This window comes from Pseudomonas fluorescens, from assembly GCF_001307155.1.
GTDB classification, from domain to species: Bacteria; Pseudomonadota; Gammaproteobacteria; order Pseudomonadales; family Pseudomonadaceae; genus Aquipseudomonas; species Aquipseudomonas helvetica.
This window is the reverse complement of record NZ_CP012830.1, coordinates 5,845,970-5,867,982: the sequence shown is the minus strand read 5'-3', so window position 1 is coordinate 5,867,982 and position 22,013 is coordinate 5,845,970. Positions and strand designations below refer to the sequence as shown.

The window sequence follows — 22,013 nt, the reverse complement described above, 5'->3', positions numbered from 1 at the left end:
CTAAACGAAAGGGTGGCAGCTGTGCGCAAGTTAGTAGACCGGGTAACCCACCAAAACCGGCGCGCCCGAGGGCGCCATGCGCACAGCTACCATCAAGTGCAGGGAAGCCCTGACTGGATGATGCTCGTGCAGCCGTTGGAAAGTTAACGCGGGCTACTAAACCCGATCACTGATGGGCAGTGACACGGAAACAATAGAGGCGAGGACCAAAGCGCACAAGCCGGCGGATTCTGGCGTAGGTGTAGGCCGTGACGCAAGGCGCTGTAGCCTCCGATGGGCACTGCGTAGGCAAGCTTAAACACCCGTAGCAGCTGTCGAGCCCGCGAGGCTGCGTTCGGCTGCGAAGCAGTCGTAAAATCAAGCAACACGTTCGTTCAGGAAAACCGCGTACGCCGGAGTGGCGAGGACTGCGTCCGATAGCGACCGCCCGCCGTCGTAGGAGCATGGCTTGCCAGCGATGGGGCCCGTGAGATCGCCATCGCCGGCAAGCCGTGCTCCTACAAGGTGGGTTTTGCTTTGCGTTTGGTGGCAGGTGCGGTTTTACGCTTGGTGGTCTTGCGTTTGTTCTTCCAGGGCGCGGCCCCTTTGCCGGCCGGGCTTGCCGGGCCGCTGATAGTCAGGCGCAGGCCGGTGCAGCGGCCGACCTGTTTGCTCATCCAGGCGGCTTGTTTGGTGACGAACTCTTCAAGGCTCATTTCGCCGCTTTGCACCATGTCCAGGGCTTGTTCCCAGATCGCGGTGGTGCCGGGGTCGGCGATGGCCCGGGGCACGGCGTCGATCAGGCTGAAGGCTGGCGGTGTGGCGGCCAGGGCCTTGCCGTTCTTGATCAGATAACCTCGGTCCAGCAACCCCTGAATGATTCCCGCGCGGGTTGCTTCGGTGCCGATGCCGGTGGTGTCCTTGAGCTTTTGCTTGAGCAGCGGATCTTCCACCAGTTTGGCGACATTCTTCATCGCCTTGATCAGGTCGCCTTCGGTAAATGGCTTGGGTGGCTGGGTCCAGAGGTCCTTCAGCGTCACGTTGGCGACGGCGTAGTCGCACCCTTCAGCCAGTGCCGGCAGCGTCTGCGGCGCCGGAGCTTCCCGTCCTTTCGCCGGCGCCAATGCTTCGGGCAGTGCGCGCTTCCAGCCCGGCTCGACGATCAGTTTGCCCACCGCACGCAAGGCTTGCCCGGCGCAGTCGAAGTCAGCCTGGGTGCGGTCGTATTCGTGATTGGGCAGGAACTGCGCCAGATACCGCGCCCGGATCAAGGTGTAGACCGCACGGTGCTTGCCGGTCAGGCGTTCGAGGTTTTTCGCCGCCGCCGTGGGGATGATCCCGTGGTGGGCGCTGACCTTGGCGTCGTTCCAGGCCCGCGACCGGCGTTGTGGCTCAAGGTGCTTGAGCAACTCGCCAAGGCTGGGGTCGGCACGCCCAAGGGCGGCGAGAATGCCCGGTGCTTCGCTGTGCTGGCTCAGCGGCAAGTAGCCACAGTCACTGCGCGGGTAAGTGATGACCTTGTGGGTTTCGTACAACGCCTGGGCCACATCCAGGGTTTCCTGGGCACCGAGGCCGAGCTTTTTCGAGCAGATTTCTTGCAGCGTGCCAAGGTCGAACGGCAGCGGTGCAGCTTCGCGGACCCGCTCGGTGCGCAGCTTGACCAGCCGCGCACTGGCAGCGTTGCGCATGGCCATGGCCGCTTCCTGAGCCAGCGCCTGATTCAGGCAGCGGTCATGCTCGTCGCAGACCTCCGGTGCGGCGCGCCATTGGGCGGTGAACGGGATGTTGTCATGCAGCAGTTGTACGTCGATGGCCCAATACGGCACGGGCACGAAGTCAGCAATGCTGCGGTCGCGATCGACCACCAGACGTAAAGTCGGAGTTTGCACCCGGCCCACCGGCAGCACGCCTTGATAGCCGGACTGACGCCCGAGCAGGGTGAACAGGCGGCTCATGTTCATGCCGATCAGCCAGTCGGCACGCGAGCGCCCGAGTGCCGAGTGATAGAGACTGAAGGTTTCTGCGCCGGGTTTGAGCGCCGCCAGGGCCTTGCGAATCGACGCATCGTCCAGCGCCGACAGCCACAGGCGCTTGATCGGCCCGCGATAGCGGCAATGCTCCACCAGCTCGCGGGCAATCATCTCGCCCTCACGGTCGGCGTCGGTGGCGATCACCAGCTCATCCGCTTCGCCGAGTAGCCGCTTGACCGCTTTGAACTGGCTGGCGGTCTTGGGTTTGACCAGCATCTTCCACTTCTCGGGAATGATCGGCAGGTCTTCCAGGACCCAGCGTTTATAACGGGCGTCATAGGCATCCGGCGGTGCGGTTTCCAGCAGGTGGCCGATGCACCAGGTCACTGTGACGCCCGTTCCCAGCCAGCAGCCGTCGCCGCGCCGGCTGGCACCGAGCACGGCCGCAATGTCTTTGGCCTGGGAAGGCTTTTCACAGAGAAACAGCTGCATAACCACCATCAGTCATCAGGGTTTGAAGGTGCACAGCATGCGGGGTACAGCGGCGTGGATCAACCTTTATCTGTATGGATGTACAGTTAAGGCGGGTTAAACCCCTTCGTTCATCTGCAACGTTTGAATACCGGCTGCCCTGGCTTGCGCGATCAGCTCTTCGGTGTCCTCCCCACCGGGTAGCGCAATGACGAGGTCGGGTCGGCTGTCTTGCAGCATGAAGCTGTTGCGCAGGCGCTCCGCCAGCTTGCCGTGCAGTTGCCAGTTGGCGGGGTAGCGCACGATGTTCGCGCCCAGTTCCCGGGCCCAGTCTTCGATTTCGCCGCCCAGAAACTGATTGCCGCCGTGGATCAGCACACGCACTTCGTGCAGGCACTGGAAGGCTTCCAGCACTCGGCGGCAGGTACGGGTGTCAGCGTAATAACGCCCGGCACAGATCAGGACGCGCATGGCAGTTGATCCTTGTCGGCAGACGGTTGCGGATGGCTATCTGTCAGGTCATTGCTCTCGATATCGCGTTCCCCGGCGCGTTCGAGTACCGGGTAGGCCAGCGCCGCGATGTGGTGATGCACGCGTCGGTAGTCGCGCAGCAGCCGTTGAAAAATGTCACCGGACTCGGCCCAGGCGCTTTTGTCTTCGCGCAGGGCACGAAAGTGCGCCCGGCTGGCGGCAGCTTCGAGCCTTCTGACCGACTCTTTGCGGTTGACCAGATAGTGGGCGGTTGCAAGGTCTTCGCGAAGAAACACGGTAATCGCCAGGCTCAGGCTTTCCAGCAGTTCGTTGTGCAGCGGATAGAGCGTGCCCAGTTCGAAGGCCGAAAAGTTTTCACCGCGCCGCAGTCGGCGCGCTGCCAACTGCGCAAGGCTGGTGGACAGGATGTCGGCGGCGTGCTCCAGGTTGATCACGAACATCAGGATTTCCTGCGAGCGATCGGCGTCGCTGTCACTGATGCCTTCCTGGCCGATGTCCGCCAGATAGGCACGAATCGCTGCGCTCAGCAGATCCAGGGACTGGTCGATCTGCCGTACCTCATCGACGTTGCGCTGGTCAGAGGTCTGGAACAGTTGCAGCACGCGGTTGAGCATGATCGAGAGCATGTCGGCCAGCCGCAGGGCTTCACGCGCCGCGTTGGACAAACCGATGTTCGCCACCGCGAGGCCGGCTTCATCCAGATAGAGCGGCATGCCGGGATCAACATCCCGCGCAGGTGACGGCAGCAGGTGCGTCAGCAGTTTCGCCAGCGGTTCCGTCAGGCCGATGAACACCAGCGCCAGCAGCAGATTGAAGCTGGTGTGCAAGCAAACCACCCGTAGCGCGGGTGTCAGCTCTGCAATCGGGCTGCTCTGAGCCAGCATCGGCACGAACGGCAAACACACCAGCGCCCCGATGACCCGCACCAGCAGGTTGCCGACCGGCAAGCGCCGGGCCACGGCGGAACTGGTGTTGAGCACCGAGGGCAGGGCGCCACCGATATTCACCCCGAGCACCAGCGCCATGCTGGTCACCGGCGAGAGCAGACCAGTGGCGGCGAGCGAGGCGATCAGCAACACCACCGCGACGCTGGAATGGCAGATCCAGGTCAGCAGCATCGCCACCAGCAAGGCAATGATCATGTCGCCATCGAGGCTGTGCATGAGTGCATGGAAGATCGGCGTGCCTTCGACCTCTCCCAGCGTCGACCCGAGCATACGTAGCGCCAGCAGCATCAAGCCCAGGCCAATCAGCGCGCAACCGACACTCTCGTAGCGTGAGTCATCGCGCAGGCGGAAGACGATGAACCCGGCCAGCAGGACGATAGGGGTGACGATTGAAATATCGAAACTGAGCAGTTGCACCACCAGCGTCGAGCCAATATTGGCCCCGAGCATCACCGCCAACGCTGGCGCAAGGCCCAGCGCTCCGGCGGCAGTGAAGGAGGTCGCCATCAGGCTGACGGCGGTGCTGCTTTGCAAAATGCCGGTGATCCCGACGCCCGAGAGCACGGCCATCCAGCGGTTGTTGAGGTTTTTGCCCAGCCATTGGCGCAGAGGCGTGCCGAAGCCGCGCAACAGCGCCGAAGAAATCATATGGGTGCCCCAGAGCATCAGTGCGATGGAGCCGGCGAGGTTGATCAATAGAGTAGTTCCCGACATGAGGACTCTCCCTTTGCTATTTCATTGATTGATGGCACGAAAGCCGGATCGCGGCGTATAGAGGCGGCGAACACAAAAACCTGTGGGAGCAAGCTTGCTCCCACAGGGATTGTGGCGTTCAGACGATCAGAACCATTGCTTGAAGCGGCGGATGTAGAAGGTCTTCATCAACTGGGCGAACACGCAGTAGCTGAGCAGAGTGCCCACCAGCCATGGGAAGTACTGCCATGGCAGCGGTTGCAGACCGACCAGGGTGCCGAGTGGCGAGAACGGGATGTAGATGCCCAGCACCATCACCAGCCCGGTCATCAGGATCACCGGCAAGGCCGCGGTGCTCTGGAAGAACGGGATCTTCTGGGTCCGCAGCATGTGCACCACCAACGTTTGCGACAGCAAGCCTTCGATGAACCAGCCGGACTGGAACAGGGTCTGCATTTCCACACTGTTGGCCGAGAACACGTACCACATCAGGGCGAAGGTGGTGATGTCGAAGATCGACGAGGTCGGCCCGATCCACAGCATGAAGCGCCCGATGTTCTTGGCGTCCCACTTGCGCGGCTTGCGCAGGTATTCCTTGTCCATCTTGTCCCACGGCAGCGCCAGCTGAGAGATGTCGTACATCAGGTTTTGCAGCAGCAGGTGGATCGCCAGCATCGGCAGGAACGGGATGAAGGCACTGGCCACCAACACTGAAAAGACGTTGCCGAAGTTCGAGCTGGCGGTCATGTTCAGGTACTTCATGATGTTGCCGAAGGTCTCGCGACCTTTGATCACACCTTCTTCGAGCACCATCAGGCTCTTTTCCAGCAGGATGATATCCGCCGATTCCTTGGCAATATCGGTGCCGCTGTCGACCGAAATACCGACATCGGCGTCGCGCAGGGCAGGGGCGTCGTTGATGCCGTCGCCGAGGAAACCGACGGTGTGACCGTTCGACTGCAGCGCCTTCAGTACCCGGGATTTCTGCAGTGGCGTGAGCTTGGCAAACACCGTGCGTTCTTCAACCCGCAACTTGAGGGTCGACTCGTCCATCTTCTCGATGTCTTGGCCGAGCAGCGGGGTGCCAGGCTCCAGGCCGACTTCGCGGCAGATCTTGCTGGTGACCACAGCGTTGTCGCCGGTCAGCACCTTGACGGTCACGCCCATGTCGCGCAGCGCGGCAATCGCCGGGCCAGCGGTTTCTTTCGGCGGATCGAGGAAGGTCAGGAAGCCGCGAATTACCAGCTCGCGTTCGTCACTGGTTTTGTACTGGTTTTTGCTCTGGGCTTTCGGGATCTCGCGAGTCGCCACCACCAGCACCCGGAAACCGTCTTCGTTGTACTCGTTGGCCATCGCCAGCAGCGCTTTGCGACGCTGCTCATCCAATGCAACTACCACGCCGTTCTCGTGGATGTGGCTGGAAATGCTCAGCATCTCCTCGACCGCGCCTTTGCAGACCAGCAGATGATCGTCGCGGCTGTCCTTGACGATGATCGACAGGCGCCGACGAATGAAGTCGAACGGCAGCTCATCGATCTTGCTGTAGGCGAACGGGATCTTGAACGTCGGGTTGCGCTCGGCGAATTGCACCACCGCCTGGTCCATCAGGTTGCGCAGACCGCTCTGGTGATGGCTGTTGAGCCACGCCAGTTCAAGAATCGAGTCGTCGCGCCGGCCATTGATGTCGACGTGGTGCTCGAGGATGATTTTGTCCTGGGTCAGGGTGCCGGTCTTGTCGGTGCAGAGCACGTCCATCGAGCCGAAGTTCTGGATGGCGTTGAGGCGCTTGACCACGACTTTGCGTTTAGCCATCGCCATCGCGCCTTTGGCGAGGTTGGCGCTGACGATCATCGGCAGCATTTCCGGGGTCAGGCCGACCGCGACGGCCAGGGCAAACATCAGCGCATCAGCCCAATCGCCTTTGGAAAAACCGTTGAGCAGGAAGACGATCGGCACCATGACCAGCATGAAGCGGATCAGCAGCCAGCTGACACTGTTTACTCCCCGGTCGAAAGCGGTCTGCACCCGTGAGCCGACGATGGCTTTGGCCAGCGATCCAAAGTAGGTGCGTGGGCCGGTAGCAACCACCACCGCTCGGGCGGTGCCGCTGACCACGTTGGTGCCCATGAAGCAGATGTTCGGCAGGTCCAGCAGGTTTGACTGGTCGGCGGCTGTTGCGGAGGCGGACTTCTGTGCAACGTTGCCCAGGGTGTCGTATTTCTCCACCGGCAAGGCTTCGCCGGTCAGCACCGCCTGGCTGATGAACAGGTCGCGGGATTCGATCAGGCGAATGTCAGCCGGGATCATGTCACCGGCCGACAGCTGAATGACGTCGCCGGCCACCAGTTCACGCATCGGCACTTCGCGCAGTTTGGGCTTCATGCCCATTTGCTCGCGACGCAGCACGGTGGCGGTGGTGCGGACCATGGCCTTGAGCGCTTCTGCCGACTTGGCCGAGCGGTGTTCCTGCCAGAACCGCAGCAGGCTGCTGAGCGACACCATGGTCATGATAATGATGACTTTGGTGAGGTCGATTTCTTCGCCTGCCTGGAGTGGGAGCCAGTAATCGGTCACGAAGCTGATGCCGGCCAGCGCCAGCAGCACATAGATGAACGGATTGTTGAGGGCCTGGAGAAACTGGACGATGGCGTGAGGTGGCTTGTCATGGGCCACTTCGTTGAAGCCTTCGCGTTGCAGGCGGCCTTCGGCATCGAGCTCGGTCAGGCCGTCGGCGGAAGTCTTGACGTTGGCGAGGGTAACTGCGAGGCCGTTTTGCGCCTCACGGGCGGCGCGCATCGACAGCTTGGTGTCGTCGTTCGTGGCGCCCCGGACGTGCTTTTTCGGATCTTTTACAAGGGTCATTGCGTGTGCTCCTGCCGCAGTCTTGCGGCACGACACACTGCAAACTCAGCTAATTAAAGGCGAGCGAATGTAGGTCGAGTCGCAAGTAAGCGGTCGATTAAAGTTATTGTGTTTTTTAGTGTTTAACGTTCGCTGCACGCCCAATAAAAAACGGCATGCAGCGAACCTACTACTGGCCTCGTCCATAACGAACCTCATGAAGTCTGTGTGTTAAATAGGCAATAGAAAGTTGCCGAATTCCTTATTAAGGAAAACGCTGGTTATACACCCTTGGAAGTACTTTCAGATCAACTGAAAGTGCGTGCCCCGAGGTGCAGGCCGAGCCATACGCTGGCCTGCTGCAGGAGGTGCGCAAAGCACCAACTCGGTGGTTCCTGGCTTTCGTCGAGGCTCCAGCGTTGCTGAAGTTGGCCGGTCGACGGGCAGACGCGCCAAGTGGCACGCAGCTGAGCCTGAGTGCGCGAAGAAGGGGAGGAAAACGGCGAGTGAGCCGCCACAGGGCGCTCACGGCAAGGCTTTACGCGCATCGTCGAGGCGAAGGCGCGTACACCTGGCATTACAGTAGATTTGAAGTTCATAACATGCCTCGCAACCGGACTGACGCCGGAGAGGCAAGTTACGATGGAGCGTCAAGCCCTAGCGCAGCTCACCCGACCGAGGAGTCGAGTCCCGTCATTTTCTGGGTTAAGTGCCCAGCTCTGCGAAAACGCATCAGCCAGACAGCGTCTAGATACTGTGTCCATTGGATTCTTTTGTGAGTTGAAAAAAGGCCTGAGTTACCGGCCCGGGCAATGTACTCAGGCAGGCCGCTGACGTCAACCTTAAATCCATGTTGTTAAGGCATTAGACAGATAAGGACAGTGCAGAAGGGACGGTCAGAATAATTGCAGTCGACAGTGATCGATATTAAGGCGCGAAGTGCTCATGACATTCAGTCGTCATGAGCACAAGGGATTACGCTGTAACGCTTAATGATGCATGTGTCGGGAAATATCCCGGTAAGTATCGCTGTCCGTTGCCGCCAACAGCTTGCGACCATCCTTGAGCGTGGCGATGAACGTAATCTCGGTCTCCTTGCCCGCCATCAGGTAGCCGGCGATTGCCCCGATGGGGCCGAGCAGCATGGCGCCGGCGATGCTGTAGCCAATCGCATCCTTGTTGGTCACGCTGTCCTCGGTTGCCACTTCCAGGGTTTTGAATGCCGAGGGCCGCACTTTGATTTCCTGGTTAGGGTTGAAAAGGGTTTTCAACTGCAACGCCCCTTCACGGTACTCGCTATCGCCTTGTTGAAAATCTCCTGCCAAAACGGTGACATTGACCATGTTGAACTCCCCTTGTTCGAACATTGCTGAACCTGTTATCTCGCGCTTGCAGGGGGCAGACGTCAATCAGCTGGCGATGAAGGGGCGTACCATCAGTCCGGTCAAAAAAAGAGGCATGACGCTTCGCCCTTGAGCGGTGGCTATCTAAAAATTCAATAGCCCCGCTGCTTCAAACTGTGTCAGTTTCGTTACGCCTTCAACAGGGCGAGTGATAGGACGATCTCGCGAAGGGGTCGCCGTGGTCTATCGGAACCGACTATTTGAAACAAGGACGTAAGTGATGTCACAGGCCAAAGCAAAAGCGCTCATTTCTTCAGGGCAGGTCAGTTCGGCCTACAGTCAGGTCGATGCCTTCAGCCATTTGTATGATCGCGGTGGCGCTGAGCTGATTAACGGCAAACCGTCGTTCACCGCGGATCAGGCGGCTGATCAGATTCTGCGTAAAAACCTGTCCTGGCACGACACGGACGGCAATGGCAAAGTCGAACTGAGCTTCAGCTTCATGACGTCGGCGCCGGCTAACTACAACACCAAGCTGGGTCATTTCAGCGAGTTCAGCGATCTGCAGAAAGCCCAGGCGAAACTCTCTCTGCAATCCTGGTCGGACGTGGCCAATGTCACCTTCAAGGAAGGGGTCGCAGGCGGTGACGGGCACCTGAGCTTCGGTAACTACGATGTCAGCACCGGTGGCGCGGCGTTCGCCTACTTGCCGTCGGGCGGTAGCTACGACGGTCAGTCCTGGTACCTGATCAACGATCAGTACCGGGTCAACGAGACGCCGGGCACCAACAACTACGGGCGTCAGACCCTGACCCACGAAATCGGTCACAGCCTGGGCCTGTCCCATCCGGGCGTCTATAACGCGGGTAGCGGCAACCCGACCTATAACGACGTGACCTACGCTCAGGACACGCGCGGCTACAGCCTGATGAGTTACTGGAGCGAGAGCAACACCGGTCAGGACTTCAGCAAGGATGGCAGCGGTGCGTACGCCTCGGCACCGCTGATGGATGACATTGTCGCGGTGCAAAAACTCTACGGTGCCAACCTCGAGACCCGTGCCGATGATACGGTCTATGGCTTCAACTCCAACGCCGGTCGCGATTTCTACAGCGCCACGTCGGCTGAATCGAAAGTGGTGTTCTCGGTGTGGGACGGTGGCGGCAACGACACCCTGGACTTCTCGGGCTTCAGCCAGAACCAGAAGATCAACCTCAACCAAGGCTCGTTCTCTGACGTTGGCGGCCTGGTCGGCAATGTGTCCATCGCCCACGGCGTATCCCTGGAAAACGCTATCGGTGGTTCGGGCAATGACCTGCTGATCGGCAACGCGGTGGCCAACCTGCTCGAAGGCGGTGCCGGCAACGACATCCTCTACGGCGGCGGTGGCGGCGATAGCTTGTGGGGCGGGGCAGGGGCGGACACCTTCGTGTTCGGCGCGGCATCCGATTCGACCATGACCGCGCCGGACTGGATCATGGATTTCACCAGCGGTGAGGACAAGATCGACCTGTCGGGCATCGCGCAGTTCGCGTCTGGCGCCGCCACGCTGAACTTCGTCAGTGGCTTCACCGGCCATGCCGGCGACGCGATCCTGACGTACTTCGCACAGACCAACCAGACCAGTTTGTATATCGATCTCACCGGCCACGGTGCGGTAGATTTTGCCGTGGGAACGGTCGGTCAGGCGGCAACCACTGATATTGTCGCCTAAACTCTGCTGACAGGAACCGCCGATGCGGTTCCGTGCAGTGAAATGAAAGTCCGCCCAGGGCCAACATGGGCGGACTTTTTTTATGCCGTCAGTTTTTCTCCAGGTCCACGTCCTTGGTTTCGCGCAAGCAGAGCATGCCCACCACCAGGCTCACCCCGGTGATCAGTATCGGGTACCACAGTCCGTAGAAAATATCCCCGGTGTAGACCACCAGCGCGAACGATACGGTCGGCAGGAAACCACCAAACCAGCCGTTACCGATGTGATACGGCAGGGACATCGAGGTGTAGCGGATGCGCGTCGGGAACAGTTCGACCATCAGCGCCGCCAGCGGCCCGTAGCACATCGCCGAAATGATGATCAGCGCGACGATCAGCACGACGATCATCGGTTTGTTGATCTGCTGGGTGTCCGCCTGTTGCGGGTAACCGGCCAGGGTCACGGCACCGCGCAGGGCGGCGTCGTCGTAACCATCGATAGTGACATCGCCAACGCTGACCTGCACCGCGCTGCCAGCGGGGGCGGCTTTGCTGCTGTAAGGCAGGCCTTGTTTGACCAGGAAGGTTTTGACTTTGTCGCAGGGGCTGTCAAACCGCGCCTTGCCGACCGGGTCGAACTGGAAGGTGCAGGTGGCCGGATCGGCCAGCACGCTGATCGGCGCTTGTTGACTGGCGCGGTCGATGGCCGGGTTGGCGTAATGGGCCAGGGTTTTGAAGATCGGGAAGTACAGCACGGTGGCCAGCAACAGGCCAATCATCAGGATCGGTTTGCGCCCGACCCGGTCCGACAGCCAGCCGAAGAAAATGAAGAACGGCGCGCCGATCACCACACTGACAATCAGCAGGGTGTTGGCCAGGGCCGGGTCCATTTTCAGGAACTGGGTGAGGAAGAACAGCACATAGAACTGTGCCGCATAGAAGGTCACCGCTTGCCCGGCGTTGATGCTGAACAATGCAATCAGCACGACTTTGAGGTTTTCCCAGTTACCGAAGGATTCGCGGATCGGTGCTTTGCAGGACTTGCCTTCTTCTTTCATTTTCAAGAAGGCCGGCGACTCGTGCAGGCTCAGGCGAATCCAGGTCGAAATGCCCAGCAGGACAATCGACAACAGGAACGGAATGCGCCAGCCCCAGACCTCGAACTGATCACCGGTGAAGTAGCGGCAGCCAAGCACCACCAGCAGCGAGAGCAGCAAACCGAGGGTCGCGGTGGACTGAATCCAGCTGGTGTGGAAACCGCGTTTGCCGACGGGCGCGTGTTCTGCCACGTAGGTCGCGGCACCGCCGTACTCGCCGCCGAGTGCCAGGCCCTGAAGCATGCGCAGCACCACCAGAATGATCGGTGCGGCAATGCCGATACTGGCGTAGGTCGGCAGCAGGCCGACGGAGAAGGTTGCCAGGCCCATCAGGATGATCGTGGCGAGGAAGGTGTATTTGCGCCCGATCATGTCCCCCAGTCGACCGAACACCAGTGCGCCGAACGGCCGCACGATGAAACCGGCAGCAAAGGCCATCAGCGCGAAGATGAAGGCTGTGGTGTCGTTGACCCCGGCGAAGAACTGTTTGCTGATCACCGCCGCGAGGGCGCCGTAGAGGAAGAAGTCATACCACTCGAACACCGTCCCGAGGGACGAGGCGAAGATGACTGTCCGGGTTTCCTTGCTGGTGCCGGCGCTGAGCGTTGCGGCGATGGCTTGAGCCTGTTCTGACATGTCGGTATCCCTCACAGTGTTTATTTATTGTTGTTCCACTGTCAGCGCCGGCCGTATGGGCTGGCGCCGCTCCTGCTGGTATTGCGCGGTCCTCGTAGGAGCCCAGCTTGCTCGCGATGCAGGTGACGCGGTGTATCCGGTGATCTGCGTCATCGTTCATCGCGAGCAAGCTCGGCTCCTACAGGTGCGGCTCGGTGACCCGTTCTATTTCCGCGGTAGCGTTCCAGGTCGATGCGGCGAGAATCAGTTGCGCCGCTTTTTCGGCGATCATCAGTGTCGGTGAGCAGGTATTGCCCGAGGTGATGTGCGGCATGATCGACGCATCGGCGATGCGCAGGCCGGGAATGCCGTGAACCCGCAGCTGGGCATCGACTACGGCATCGGCATCGTTGCCCATGCGGCAGGTGCCGACCGGATGGAAAATCGTCGTGCCGATACGCGCGGCGGCTTCGTGCAGTTGTTCTTCGCTTTGCAAGGCCGCGCCCGGCAGGTATTCGACCGGGTTGAACGGTTGCAAGGCCGGTGCGGCAACGATGCGCCGGGTCAGGCGAATCGCCTCGGCGGCTACGCGCAGGTCTTCGGGATGGCTCAGGTAATTGGGTTGAATCAGCGGCGGCTGTTGCGGGTCGGCCGAGCGAATCTCGACGCGGCCACGGCTTTGCGGGCGCAGGTCGCAGACCGACGCGGTAAACGCCGGGAACGCATGCAAGGGTTCGCCAAAGCGTTCGAGCGAGAGCGGTTGGACGTGGTATTCGAGGTTCGCCGAGGTTTGTTCCGGTCCGGAGCGGGCGAAGGCGCCGAGTTGACTGGGGGCCATCGACAGCGGGCCACTGCGGTCGTACAGATAGCGCAGGCCCATGCCGATTTTACCCCACAGGCTGCCGGCGATCTGGTTCAGGGTCCGGGCATTTTCCAGCTTATAGATCAGCCGCAACTGCAAGTGATCCTGCAGGTTGCGACCCACGCCATTGAGCTCGTGGGCGACGCCGATACCCAGGCGTTTGAGCAGGTCGCCCGGGCCGATGCCGGAACGTTGCAGGATGCTCGGCGAACCGACTGAGCCGGCGCTGAGGATGATCTCCCTGCGGGCAGCAAAGATGTTTACCTGGCCTTGCCAGCGGGCGCTGACCCTGGATGCCCGGCCGTTTTCCAGCAGCACGCGGTCGACGTCGACACTGGTCAGGACGGTGAGGTTAGGCCGATGGCGAACCGGTTTGAGAAAGGCTTTGGCAGCATTCCAGCGCACCCCGGCTTTCTGATTCACCTGGAAGTAGCCGCAGCCTTCGTTGTCGCCCTGGTTGAAGTCATCGACGCTGGCGATGCCGCTTTGTTCGGCGGCGCTGCGGAAGGCGTCGAGAATCGGCCACGACAGCCGCTGGCGCTCGACGCGCCATTCCCCGGCGGCGCCGTGAAATGCCGAGTCACCGGCAAAATGGTTTTCGCTCTGTTTGAACAGTGGCAGTACGTCGTTCCAGCTCCAGCCGGGGTTGCCTTCGGCGGCCCAGCGGTCGTAATCGCCGGCCTGGCCGCGCATGTAGATCATGCCGTTGATCGATGAGCTGCCGCCCAGCACCTTGCCGCGTGGATAACTCAGGCTGCGGCCTTGCAGGCCGGTTTGCGCTTCGGTCTTGAAGCACCAGTCGGTGCGCGGGTTGCCGATGCAGTACAGGTAACCGACGGGTATGTGAATCCACGGGTAGTTATCGCGCCCGCCGGCTTCAAGCAGCAACACCCGGTGCTGCGGGTTGGCGGAGAGTCGATTGGCCAGCAGGCAGCCGGCCGGTCCGGCGCCGACCACGATGTAATCGTATGCATCAACGGCAGGTTGCATCCATGACCTCGCAGCGTGTTGTTCTTATTGGGATCCATCCTAGTTGTTAGTTTTCGGCAAAAGAATGTTAGTTTTTGCTCAGCTGCTGTGCGTTTTTAAACAGTGATCAACTCCCACGCATGCAAGGAAGGCTGATGTTCGACTGGAATGACTTGCGGTTTTTTCTCGAATTGCAACGCAGCGGCCGTTTGCTGACCGCCGCCCGGCGCTTGAAAACCACCCACGCTACGGTGGCGCGACACATCGAGGCGATTGAAACGAGCCTCGGCACCGCGCTGTTTGTCCAGCAAGCCCAGGGTTACCAACTGACCCCGGCTGGCGAAGCGCTGCTCAAACATGCTGAAGCCATGGAGAATGTCGCCTTGCTGGCGCAGGAGGAGATCACCCAGTCCAGTGCGCCGCTGGGCAAGATTCGCGTCGGGGTGACCGAAGGCTTGGGGATCATGTTTCTCGCCAGTCGCATGCAGGGTTTGTTTGACCGGTATCCGGGACTGGAAGTGGAGTTGGTGGCGGTGCCGCGTTTCGTCAGTATCCTCAACCGCGAAGCCGAGATCAGTATTCATCTGGAGCGCCCGGCGGCTGACATGCTGGTCACTCGCAAGCTCACTGATTACCGTTTGGCGCTTTACGCCAGTCAGGCTTACCTCGACCGTTCGCCGCCGTTGCGCAGTCGCGAGGACCTGGCGCGGCATGCCTGGATCGGTTACGTCGACGATCTGTTGTTCAGTCAGGAATTGATGTTTCTCAACAGTTTTTGCCGCAGTCCTCAGGTGGTGTTTCACAGCACCAGCGTGATTGCCCAGCAGCAGGCGGCGCGTTCGGGGTTGGGGATTGCGGTGTTGCCGTGTTACATGGCCAGCCATGATCCGGAGCTGGTGCCGCTGTTACCGGCTGAAAGTATTCAGCGCAGTTACTGGATCAGTACCCGGCGTGAGTTGCACAAGTCGGTGCGGTTGCGGGTGTTGTGGGATTATGTGGTGGGGTTGTGTGATCGCGAGCAGGCGCTGCTGCTTGGGCCCGGCTCTTAAGTGTAGGCTGCGATCTTTTGGTCCAGGCGGCCTGATAGCCGGCCTATCTCTCGCAGGTGTACATATCCATTTCTGCGGTAACGGCCACTTAGGGTTTCGCCCTTACGGCGACTCACTTTTTTTACAAGCGCCTAAAAAAAGTAAGCAAAAAAACGCTCGCCCCAAGCGTACGGCACCTCGCTTAGGCTCGGCGTTCCCTCGCTACGGTATTCATCAGGAGGCATCGCCTACGGTCTGCTTCGCGACGACCTCCTCTCGATGTGTCCGGCTACGCCGTACGGCGCTACGCGCCAACCTCCTGATGAACACCTCCACTCGGCCTCCCGAAGGGGCGGGTGGATCAAGATCAACAGCGGCAGGCGAGCTAACGCTCGGCCTGTTGAGTGGTGAAGGCGACGGTATGCGCTGCTTTGCCTTTTTGCCTTTTTTGTGGGAGACGGGCTTGCCCGCGATGACGACCTGACAGTCGACCTATCTTTTGCGGATGTACCCCAATCAAAAGTGTGGGAGCTGGCTTGCCTGCGATGGCAGCCTGACAGCCGACCCATCTCCCGCAGATGTACACCAATCAAAACTGCGGGAGCGCGGCTTGCTGGCGGTAGTGATTTTACCGACCCCATCGCTGGCTAGGGCTAGGCGCGTGCCTGCTCCGGGATTACGGGGTAATTTCGAACGCGGTGCTTCCCAGCCGTTCACCATTAATCATGATGTGTACCGCATGCGTGCCCGCGTAATGTTTGCGGGTGGTCAGCTCGCGGATCTGCTGGGTGCGGCTGAGGGTTTGGCGGGCGTGGGCGGGCAGGGTGAGGCCCTTGAGTTTGAAGACTTTCGCCGAGGTAGCGCCTGAGGCTTTGACGTAGTCGATGGCGTAATCGACCACCAGTCGCTGGTTGTCATTGGCGGTTGAGTGAAGGTCGAACGAGAGCTTTATGGTCTCGCCGAGACTGATCACTGGCGGTTCAACCTTGAGGTTATGGATCTCGACCTCGGGTTTACCGCCAGCGCCGATGATCGCCAGTGCCCGTTGGTTGCCCTGTTTGATCAGGCTGCGCAGGGCGTGTTTGGCGATCCACGCGGTGCGCGGGTCTTCCAGCGACCAGCCTTCGATCAGGCTCAGCACCCACTCGGGGTGGTCCTTGGTGATGTCGTTGAGGTGGTTGGCCACCGACTTGCGCACATAAAGGCTGCTGTCGGCCTTGAGGTTGTCGAGGATTACTGCTGCCAGCGTCGGGTCGGCTTGCACCGGTTCCAAACGAAATGACCACGGCAGGCGCGGGCGACTGCCTTCGCTGGCCAGGCGGCGGACGTGTTCGTTGTCGTCCAGCGACCAGTCGTGCATCAGTGCCAGTGAGCGTTCGAAGTCGCTGCGCAGGAAATGCCGGATCGCGAACTCCGAGGAACCGAACGTGGTGAAGTACTTGAGCGCGTCCATCGACAGCTCGAACGCGTGGGCACCATAAGTGGCGACGTACTGAGGCAGGAACATGCTGACGAAGCCGCTGTTCAAGCGTGGTGCGAGCGGGCGCAGGATTTCCAGTGTCTGCTCATAGCTCAGCGGCAACACCGCGTGCAGGCATTCACCGACCCGCGCCATGCGCTGCATCACCGACAACTCGGCCAGGCCTTCATTGGCCAGTTTCAGGAACGCCCTGGCGTTGAACGCCGGGTACACCGCGTGCATTTCGCTGGCGATGTGTTGCAAGCGCTCGGCGTTGAAGATTTCCTTCAGGGCGGGGGAAGACTGGTCGGTGCTACTCATCGTGGATTCCTTTCAACATTTCAGAGCAAAAGATCGCGGCCTGCGGCGGTTCCCACGGGGAACGCGATCTTTTTTGGCTTCAAGGTTTGACCGTCTCTTCCTCAATCCGATCCGCCTCGAACAACCGCGCCAGTTCGGCTCGGGCTTCCTGGGCGCTTTGCATGACTTTCGCGGCATCGTCGTAGATCGCGTGCTGGGCTTCGAGCACTTGTTCGTCGTGATGCTTGAAACGCTCGATGCGGGCGTCGGCCTGGGTCTGGCTCAGGCCAAGACCGATCAGGGTCCGGCGACTCATTTCCAGGCTTGAATAATAGGTTTCGCGGATCGCCTCGGCGCCGAGGTCGACCAACCGGTGCACGTGCTGACGGTTACGCGCACGGGCGATGATTTTCATGTGCGGGTAGAGCTTGCGCACCAGTTCGGCGGTCTTGATGTTGGTGTCCGGGTCATCGGTGGCAATCACAAAGTATTCCGCCTGCCCGACCTTGGCCGCGTGGAGTATTTCCGGGCGCATCGGATCGCCATAGAACACCGGCACACCGCCAAAACTGCGCGACAGCTCGATGGTTTCCACCGATGTATCGAGGGCGACGAACTGGATTTTCTGTGCCCGCAGGATCCGCGCGACGATCTGTCCCATACGGCCCAGGCCGGCGATGACTACGCGCGGGGCGTCGGTGTCGATTTCACGCAGGTGCGGCGGCACGGCAACGGGCTGGACTTTCGATTTCACCAGTCGGCCGCACATCAGCAGCAACAGCGGGGTCACGGCCATCGACAGGGTGATGGTCAGCACCTGAAGGTCGTACATCCGTGGGTCGAACAGGCCTTGGTCGCGGCCGATCTTGAACACCACGAACGCAAATTCACCGCCCGCCGCCAGCACGATACCCAGGCGCAACGCACTCAGCCGATTCAAACCGCCGGCCAGTCGCCCGACGACAAACAGCATCGGCAGCTTGAGCATGATCAGCAGCAGGGTCAGGCCCAGCACCGTCGCTGGGGCGCTGAACAGCAGGCTGATGTTGGCGCCCATGCCGACGCTGATGAAAAACAGCCCCAGCAGCAGGCCTTTGAATGGTTCGATTTGCGCTTCCAGTTCATGGCGGTATTCCGAGTCCGCCAGCAGCAGGCCGGCGAGGAATGCGCCGAGTGCCATCGACACGCCGACCAGGTCCATCAGCCATGCAGTGCCGATCACCACCAGCAGCGCGGTGGCGGTCGAGACTTCCGGCAGGCCGGTTTTGGCGACCACACGAAACACCGGTCGCAACAGGTAACGCCCGCCAATCACCACCACTGCGATGCTGCCGAGCACCCGCAGGACATGGTTCAACTCTTCAGCGGCGGTCGAGGTGTGATCACCGCCGGCGAGCAGCGGCACCATGGCGATCAGCGGGATCGCGGCGATGTCCTGGAACAGCAGAATCGCAAACGCCAGCCGCCCGTGCGGGCTGGTCAGTTCCTTGCGCTCAGCCAGGCTTTGCAGACCGAACGCGGTGGACGACAACGCCAACCCCAGGCCGAGCACGATCGCGCTATTGAGCGCCTGGCCGAACACGTAGAACGCCAGCACGCCGATCACCGAACCGGTCAGCAGCACTTGCGCCAGACCGACGCCGAACACCGCCTTGCGCATCACCCACAGCCGTCGTGGCGACAACTCAAGGCCGATGATGAACAGCAGCAACACCACGCCAAGCTCGGAAATATGGCTGACGCTTTGCGGGTTGCCGATCAATCCCAGCACCGACGGCCCGATGATGACGCCGGCCAGCAGATAGCCCAACACCGCGCCCAGTTGCAGGCGTTTGGCCAAAGGCACGGTGAGCACCGCCGCGAACAGAAAGACGACAGCGGCTTGCAACAGGTTGCCTTCATGGGGCATGGCTGACTCCTGGGAAAACGTCGAACAACAAAAATTGCAGACAATCATGGGTTGGAAAGGCGACAAGGATAAAGGCTGGGCCGGCATCAGTCAGTCATGAGTGCCGTCTATGGCGGATTTTTGCGTTACATTTTGCATCAATTTGTTACATCCATAGGATAAGCTGATCAATTCGTTTGCCGCTGAGTGCGCTTCATGGCCATCAACTTCGACCTGAATGACTTGCAGGCTTTTCGCGCCGTGGTCGAGCAGGGCAGCTTTCGCAAGGCCGCCGACGCGGTGCGCATCTCCCAGCCGGCGCTGAGTCGACGGATTGAAAAGCTCGAAGACGCACTGGGCGTCAAACTGTTCGAGCGCACCACTCGCCGCGTTAGCCTGACCCAGGCAGGGCGCGCGTTTGCGCCGAGTGTCGACCGGTTGCTGGATGACCTGGATGTGGCGTTGCTGGGGATCAGCGACGTGGCGTCGACCCGTTTGGGCTACGTCACTGTGGCCTGCGTGCCGTCGGCGGCCTATTACTTCATGCCGCGGGTGGTCGCTCAATACCATCAGCGATTTCCGCGAATCAAGGTCAAGGTGCTCGACTCCAGCGCCCATGACGTGCTGAGCGCAGTGGTCAATGGCGAGGCGGATTTCGGCTTGAGTTTCATGGGCACGCTGGAGGCCGACGTCGAGTTCGAACCGCTGGTGCAGGAACGTTATGTGGTCGCTTGCCGACGCGATCACGCCTTGGCCAACCGCGCAAGCGTGAGCTGGAGCGAGCTGTACCAGCAGGATTACATCTCCCTCGACAAGACGTCGGGCAATCGTTTTCTGCTGGATCAGGCGTTGAGCGGGATTGTGCCGGCGCGTCAGAGCATCTGCGAAACCCGACACGTCACCACTATGATCGGTCTGGTTGAAGCCGGGCTGGGGATTGCTGCGGTGCCGTTGATGGCCATGCCCGGCAATGACCACCCGATTCTGACTCACGTACCGCTGACTGACCCGCAAGTGATGCGCAGCGTCGGCCTGCTCAAGCGTCGGGGGCGGACGCTGACGCCGGCGGCGCTGGAGCTGGAACGGCTGATTATTGAAATGAAGGTCAAACCGGCCTCAGCCTGGATCGGCTGAGGCCGGCGCCAGGCTTAACGGCTGACCGAGTCCAGTCCGGTTGCCTTGACATCTGGCTGGGCGGCCGGGGAGGCGAGGTAGTCGAGCAAGGCTTTGGCTTGCACCGGATGTTGCGCACCAACCGGAATGCCGGCGGCGAAGCGTGTCACTGACTGCACGGATTCCGGAATCTTGCCGACGAAGGTCACGCCGGGCACCGGGAGCAATTCACTGACCTGTTGAAAGCCCAATTGGTAGTCGCCCGTGGCAACCACCGAAGCCACCGGAATTTTCGGCACCATGGTCGATTTGGCTTTGAGCTGCGGCTCGATCCCCAGGCGCTTGAACAGCTGATCCTGGATGTACACGCCGCTGGCGCTGTCGGAGTAGGCCACGGATTTGGCATTGAGCAATGTCGTCTTCAGCCCTTCGACCGAGCCGATGTCCGGCTTCGTCGCGCCCTCGCGCACCACCAGACCAATCCTCGAATCGGCCAGTTCAACTCGCGATTCGGGCAAGACCTTGCCTTGCTTGATCAACTCATCCAGGGCGTAGCCGACCATGATCACCACATCGGCGTGCTCGCCACGGGCCAACCGGTTGGGGATCGCTTCAGGCGCCTTGCCCATCGACGGGCCAAGCGCCGTATCGAGCGTGTTGCCGGTGGCGGCGGCGAACTTCGGACCTAGCACTTTATAGGCGGCTGTGAAGCCACCGGAGGTCATCACGTGCAGCTCTTCAGCCTGGGCAACGCTGCTCAGGCCCAGGGCGCCGATCAGGGTCAGCGCCGCAAGGTTCAGTAATTTTTTCATCGATACCTCTCTGTCTGGGGTTGGCTTATTGCACGGCGACTTGTAAACGACCGGTCGAGCGCCGGTACAGGTACAGCGTTGCGCACAACGCACACAGCGCAGCGAAACTCATCCAGTAACCGGGGGCGGCTTTGTCGCCGGAGTACTGAATCAGGAAGGTCGAAATCGCTGGGGTGAAGCCGCCGAATACTGCGGTCGCCAGGCTGTAGGCCAGGGAGAAACCGGCCACGCGGACTTCCACCGGCATGATTTCGGTCAGCGCTGCAACCATGGCGCCGTTGTACAAACCGTAGATGAACGACAACCACAGCAGCACCAACAGCATGTTGATGAAGCTCGGTGCCTGGACCAGATACGTCAATGCCGGGTAGGCCGTGGCCAAGGTCAGCAGGGTCATCGCCACCAGCACCGGGCGCCGACCGATGCGGTCCGACAGTGCGCCACCCAGTGGTAGCCAGCAGAAGTTCGACACGCCGACCAGCAAGGTCACCAGTAGCGCATCGGAAGTGCTCAGGTGCAGCACGGTTTTGCCAAAGGTCGGCGCGTACACGGTGATCAGGTAAAACGCGGTGGTGGTCAGCGCCACCATCAGCATCCCGGCGATCACGATCTGCCAGTTTTGCAGCAAGGTGCCGAACACCTGACGCATGCTTGGGCGGTGGCGGCGGGCGGTGAACTCTGCGGTTTCTTCAAGACTGCGCCGCAGCAGGAAAATAAACGGCACGATCATGCAACCGACGAAAAACGGAATGCGCCAGCCCCAGTCGGCAACCACTGTCGCCGGCATCCATTGGTTCAGCGCATAGCCCAGCGCCGCAGCAACGACGATCGCCACTTGCTGGCTGGCCGACTGCCAACTGGTGAAAAAGCCCTTGCGGCCCGGCGTGGCGATTTCCGCCAGGTACACCGACACGCCGCCCAGTTCCGCACCGGCGGAGAAGCCTTGAAGCAGACGGCCGATCAACACCAGCGCCGGAGCGAACAGACCGATGGTCTCGTAGCCGGGCACCAGCACAATCAGAATCGTGCCGCTGGCCATGATCGACAGGGTGACGATCAACCCTTTGCGGCGGCCGACATCATCGATGTAGGCACCAAGAATCACCGCGCCCAAAGGACGCATCAGAAAACCTGCGCCAAACACTGCGAAGGTCATCATCAGCGAGGCGAATTCGCTGCTGGCAGGGAAGAACGCCGCCGCAATATAGGTGGCGTAGAAACCGAAGAGGAAGAAGTCGAACTGTTCCAGGAAGTTGCCCGAGGTGACCCGGAAAATTGCACTGACTTTGCTGCGAGCGGATGTCGCTGGCGGATGGGTTGTAGCCTGCATGTTGTGTCTCCCGCGCTTTTATGACATGCGCAACGTGGCGCATGGATATTATTAAGGCCGGATACTGGGGCAGGTCGATCGATATGATAAGTGCATATTTAACATCCATTGA

The 22,013-nt window shown here is 60.6% G+C and carries 15 protein-coding genes; 3 read left to right on the top strand and 12 right to left on the bottom strand.

All coding sequences use genetic code 11. The features are described from left to right. Positions 1-497: 497 nt before the first annotated feature. From AO353_RS26780 to AO353_RS26755, 6 genes are all read right to left on the bottom strand, one after another. The gene (locus AO353_RS26780; RefSeq protein WP_054597688.1) at positions 498-2,441 is read right to left on the bottom strand and encodes a DNA topoisomerase III; all 1,944 of its coding nucleotides are present in this window, start codon (positions 2,439-2,441) and stop codon (positions 498-500) included. A gap of 96 nt (positions 2,442-2,537) precedes the next feature. Next, positions 2,538-2,891 carry a DUF2493 domain-containing protein gene (locus AO353_RS26775; protein ID WP_054597687.1) on the bottom strand — a complete coding sequence of 118 codons (354 nt, stop codon included), beginning with the start codon at positions 2,889-2,891 and terminating at the stop codon, positions 2,538-2,540. Continuing rightward, entirely contained in the window at positions 2,879-4,573 is a 1,695-nt protein-coding gene (locus AO353_RS26770) for a Na/Pi cotransporter family protein (protein WP_054597686.1), read from the bottom strand. Before AO353_RS26770 ends, AO353_RS26775 begins: the two co-directional genes overlap by 13 nt. A gap of 126 nt (positions 4,574-4,699) precedes the next feature. Beyond that, on the bottom strand, positions 4,700-7,414 hold the full coding sequence (gene mgtA, locus AO353_RS26765) for a magnesium-translocating P-type ATPase (protein WP_054597685.1): 2,715 nt from the start codon (positions 7,412-7,414) through the stop codon (positions 4,700-4,702). A 287-nt stretch (positions 7,415-7,701) separates the two neighbouring features. Then, positions 7,702-7,992 (bottom strand): hypothetical protein, encoded by a 291-nt coding sequence (locus AO353_RS31750; protein WP_054597684.1) that lies wholly within the window; start codon positions 7,990-7,992, stop codon positions 7,702-7,704. 390 nt (positions 7,993-8,382) lie between these two features. Then, the gene (locus AO353_RS26755) at positions 8,383-8,736 is read right to left on the bottom strand and encodes a hypothetical protein (RefSeq protein ID WP_054598352.1); all 354 of its coding nucleotides are present in this window, start codon (positions 8,734-8,736) and stop codon (positions 8,383-8,385) included. A gap of 280 nt (positions 8,737-9,016) precedes the next feature. Between AO353_RS26755 and AO353_RS26750 the strand changes: the two genes are divergently transcribed. Continuing rightward, positions 9,017-10,450: a serralysin family metalloprotease gene (locus AO353_RS26750; protein WP_054597683.1), complete on the top strand. Its 1,434-nt coding sequence runs from the start codon at positions 9,017-9,019 to the stop codon at positions 10,448-10,450. Between the two features lie 88 nt (positions 10,451-10,538). On the opposite strand, the gene AO353_RS26745 is transcribed toward AO353_RS26750, so the two are convergent. Beyond that, the gene (locus AO353_RS26745; RefSeq protein ID WP_054597682.1) at positions 10,539-12,161 is read right to left on the bottom strand and encodes an MFS transporter; all 1,623 of its coding nucleotides are present in this window, start codon (positions 12,159-12,161) and stop codon (positions 10,539-10,541) included. A 178-nt stretch (positions 12,162-12,339) separates the two neighbouring features. Beyond that, on the bottom strand, positions 12,340-13,992 hold the full coding sequence (locus AO353_RS26740) for a GMC family oxidoreductase (protein WP_054597681.1): 1,653 nt from the start codon (positions 13,990-13,992) through the stop codon (positions 12,340-12,342). Positions 13,993-14,126: 134 nt separating this feature from the next. Between AO353_RS26740 and AO353_RS26735 the strand changes: the two genes are divergently transcribed. Then, positions 14,127-15,020 (top strand): LysR family transcriptional regulator, encoded by an 894-nt coding sequence (locus AO353_RS26735; RefSeq protein ID WP_054597680.1) that lies wholly within the window; start codon positions 14,127-14,129, stop codon positions 15,018-15,020. Positions 15,021-15,675: 655 nt separating this feature from the next. Here the strand turns inward: AO353_RS26735 and AO353_RS26730 are convergent. Further along, positions 15,676-16,779, bottom strand: coding sequence for a DNA alkylation repair protein (locus tag AO353_RS26730; protein ID WP_054597679.1), 1,104 nt, complete (start codon positions 16,777-16,779; stop codon positions 15,676-15,678). A gap of 79 nt (positions 16,780-16,858) precedes the next feature. Then, positions 16,859-18,667, bottom strand: coding sequence for a monovalent cation:proton antiporter-2 (CPA2) family protein (locus tag AO353_RS26725; RefSeq protein WP_054597678.1), 1,809 nt, complete (start codon positions 18,665-18,667; stop codon positions 16,859-16,861). 195 nt (positions 18,668-18,862) lie between these two features. Between AO353_RS26725 and AO353_RS26720 the strand changes: the two genes are divergently transcribed. Continuing rightward, complete coding sequence (locus AO353_RS26720; protein WP_054597677.1) at positions 18,863-19,780, top strand: LysR family transcriptional regulator; 918 nt, start codon at positions 18,863-18,865, stop codon at positions 19,778-19,780. Positions 19,781-19,794: 14 nt separating this feature from the next. Here AO353_RS26720 and AO353_RS26715 read toward each other — a convergent pair whose 3' ends face one another. Together AO353_RS26715 and AO353_RS26710 are read right to left on the bottom strand one after the other, a co-directional pair. Then, positions 19,795-20,571, bottom strand: coding sequence for a substrate-binding domain-containing protein (locus tag AO353_RS26715; RefSeq protein WP_054597676.1), 777 nt, complete (start codon positions 20,569-20,571; stop codon positions 19,795-19,797). 25 nt (positions 20,572-20,596) lie between these two features. Next, entirely contained in the window at positions 20,597-21,901 is a 1,305-nt protein-coding gene (locus AO353_RS26710) for an MFS transporter (protein ID WP_054597675.1), read from the bottom strand. Positions 21,902-22,013: the final 112 nt, after the last annotated feature.

Excerpts from the sequence above, each read along its gene's own strand:
- AO353_RS26745 (WP_054597682.1), bottom strand. The coding sequence starts at position 12,161 with ATGTCAGAACAGGCTCAAGCCATCGCCGCAACGCTCAGCGCCGGCACC.
- AO353_RS26780 (WP_054597688.1), bottom strand. The coding sequence starts at position 2,441 with ATGCAGCTGTTTCTCTGTGAAAAGCCTTCCCAGGCCAAAGACATTGCG.
- AO353_RS31750 (WP_054597684.1), bottom strand. The coding sequence starts at position 7,992 with ATGAACTTCAAATCTACTGTAATGCCAGGTGTACGCGCCTTCGCCTCG.
- AO353_RS26710 (WP_054597675.1), bottom strand. The coding sequence starts at position 21,901 with ATGCAGGCTACAACCCATCCGCCAGCGACATCCGCTCGCAGCAAAGTC.
- AO353_RS26735 (WP_054597680.1), top strand. The coding sequence starts at position 14,127 with ATGTTCGACTGGAATGACTTGCGGTTTTTTCTCGAATTGCAACGCAGC.
- AO353_RS26775 (WP_054597687.1), bottom strand. The coding sequence starts at position 2,891 with ATGCGCGTCCTGATCTGTGCCGGGCGTTATTACGCTGACACCCGTACC.
- AO353_RS26750 (WP_054597683.1), top strand. The coding sequence starts at position 9,017 with ATGTCACAGGCCAAAGCAAAAGCGCTCATTTCTTCAGGGCAGGTCAGT.
- mgtA (WP_054597685.1), bottom strand. The coding sequence starts at position 7,414 with ATGACCCTTGTAAAAGATCCGAAAAAGCACGTCCGGGGCGCCACGAAC.
- AO353_RS26770 (WP_054597686.1), bottom strand. The coding sequence starts at position 4,573 with ATGTCGGGAACTACTCTATTGATCAACCTCGCCGGCTCCATCGCACTG.
- AO353_RS26725 (WP_054597678.1), bottom strand. The coding sequence starts at position 18,667 with ATGCCCCATGAAGGCAACCTGTTGCAAGCCGCTGTCGTCTTTCTGTTC.
- AO353_RS26720 (WP_054597677.1), top strand. The coding sequence starts at position 18,863 with ATGGCCATCAACTTCGACCTGAATGACTTGCAGGCTTTTCGCGCCGTG.
- AO353_RS26730 (WP_054597679.1), bottom strand. The coding sequence starts at position 16,779 with ATGAGTAGCACCGACCAGTCTTCCCCCGCCCTGAAGGAAATCTTCAAC.
- AO353_RS26740 (WP_054597681.1), bottom strand. The coding sequence starts at position 13,992 with ATGCAACCTGCCGTTGATGCATACGATTACATCGTGGTCGGCGCCGGA.
- AO353_RS26715 (WP_054597676.1), bottom strand. The coding sequence starts at position 20,571 with ATGAAAAAATTACTGAACCTTGCGGCGCTGACCCTGATCGGCGCCCTG.
- AO353_RS26755 (WP_054598352.1), bottom strand. The coding sequence starts at position 8,736 with ATGGTCAATGTCACCGTTTTGGCAGGAGATTTTCAACAAGGCGATAGC.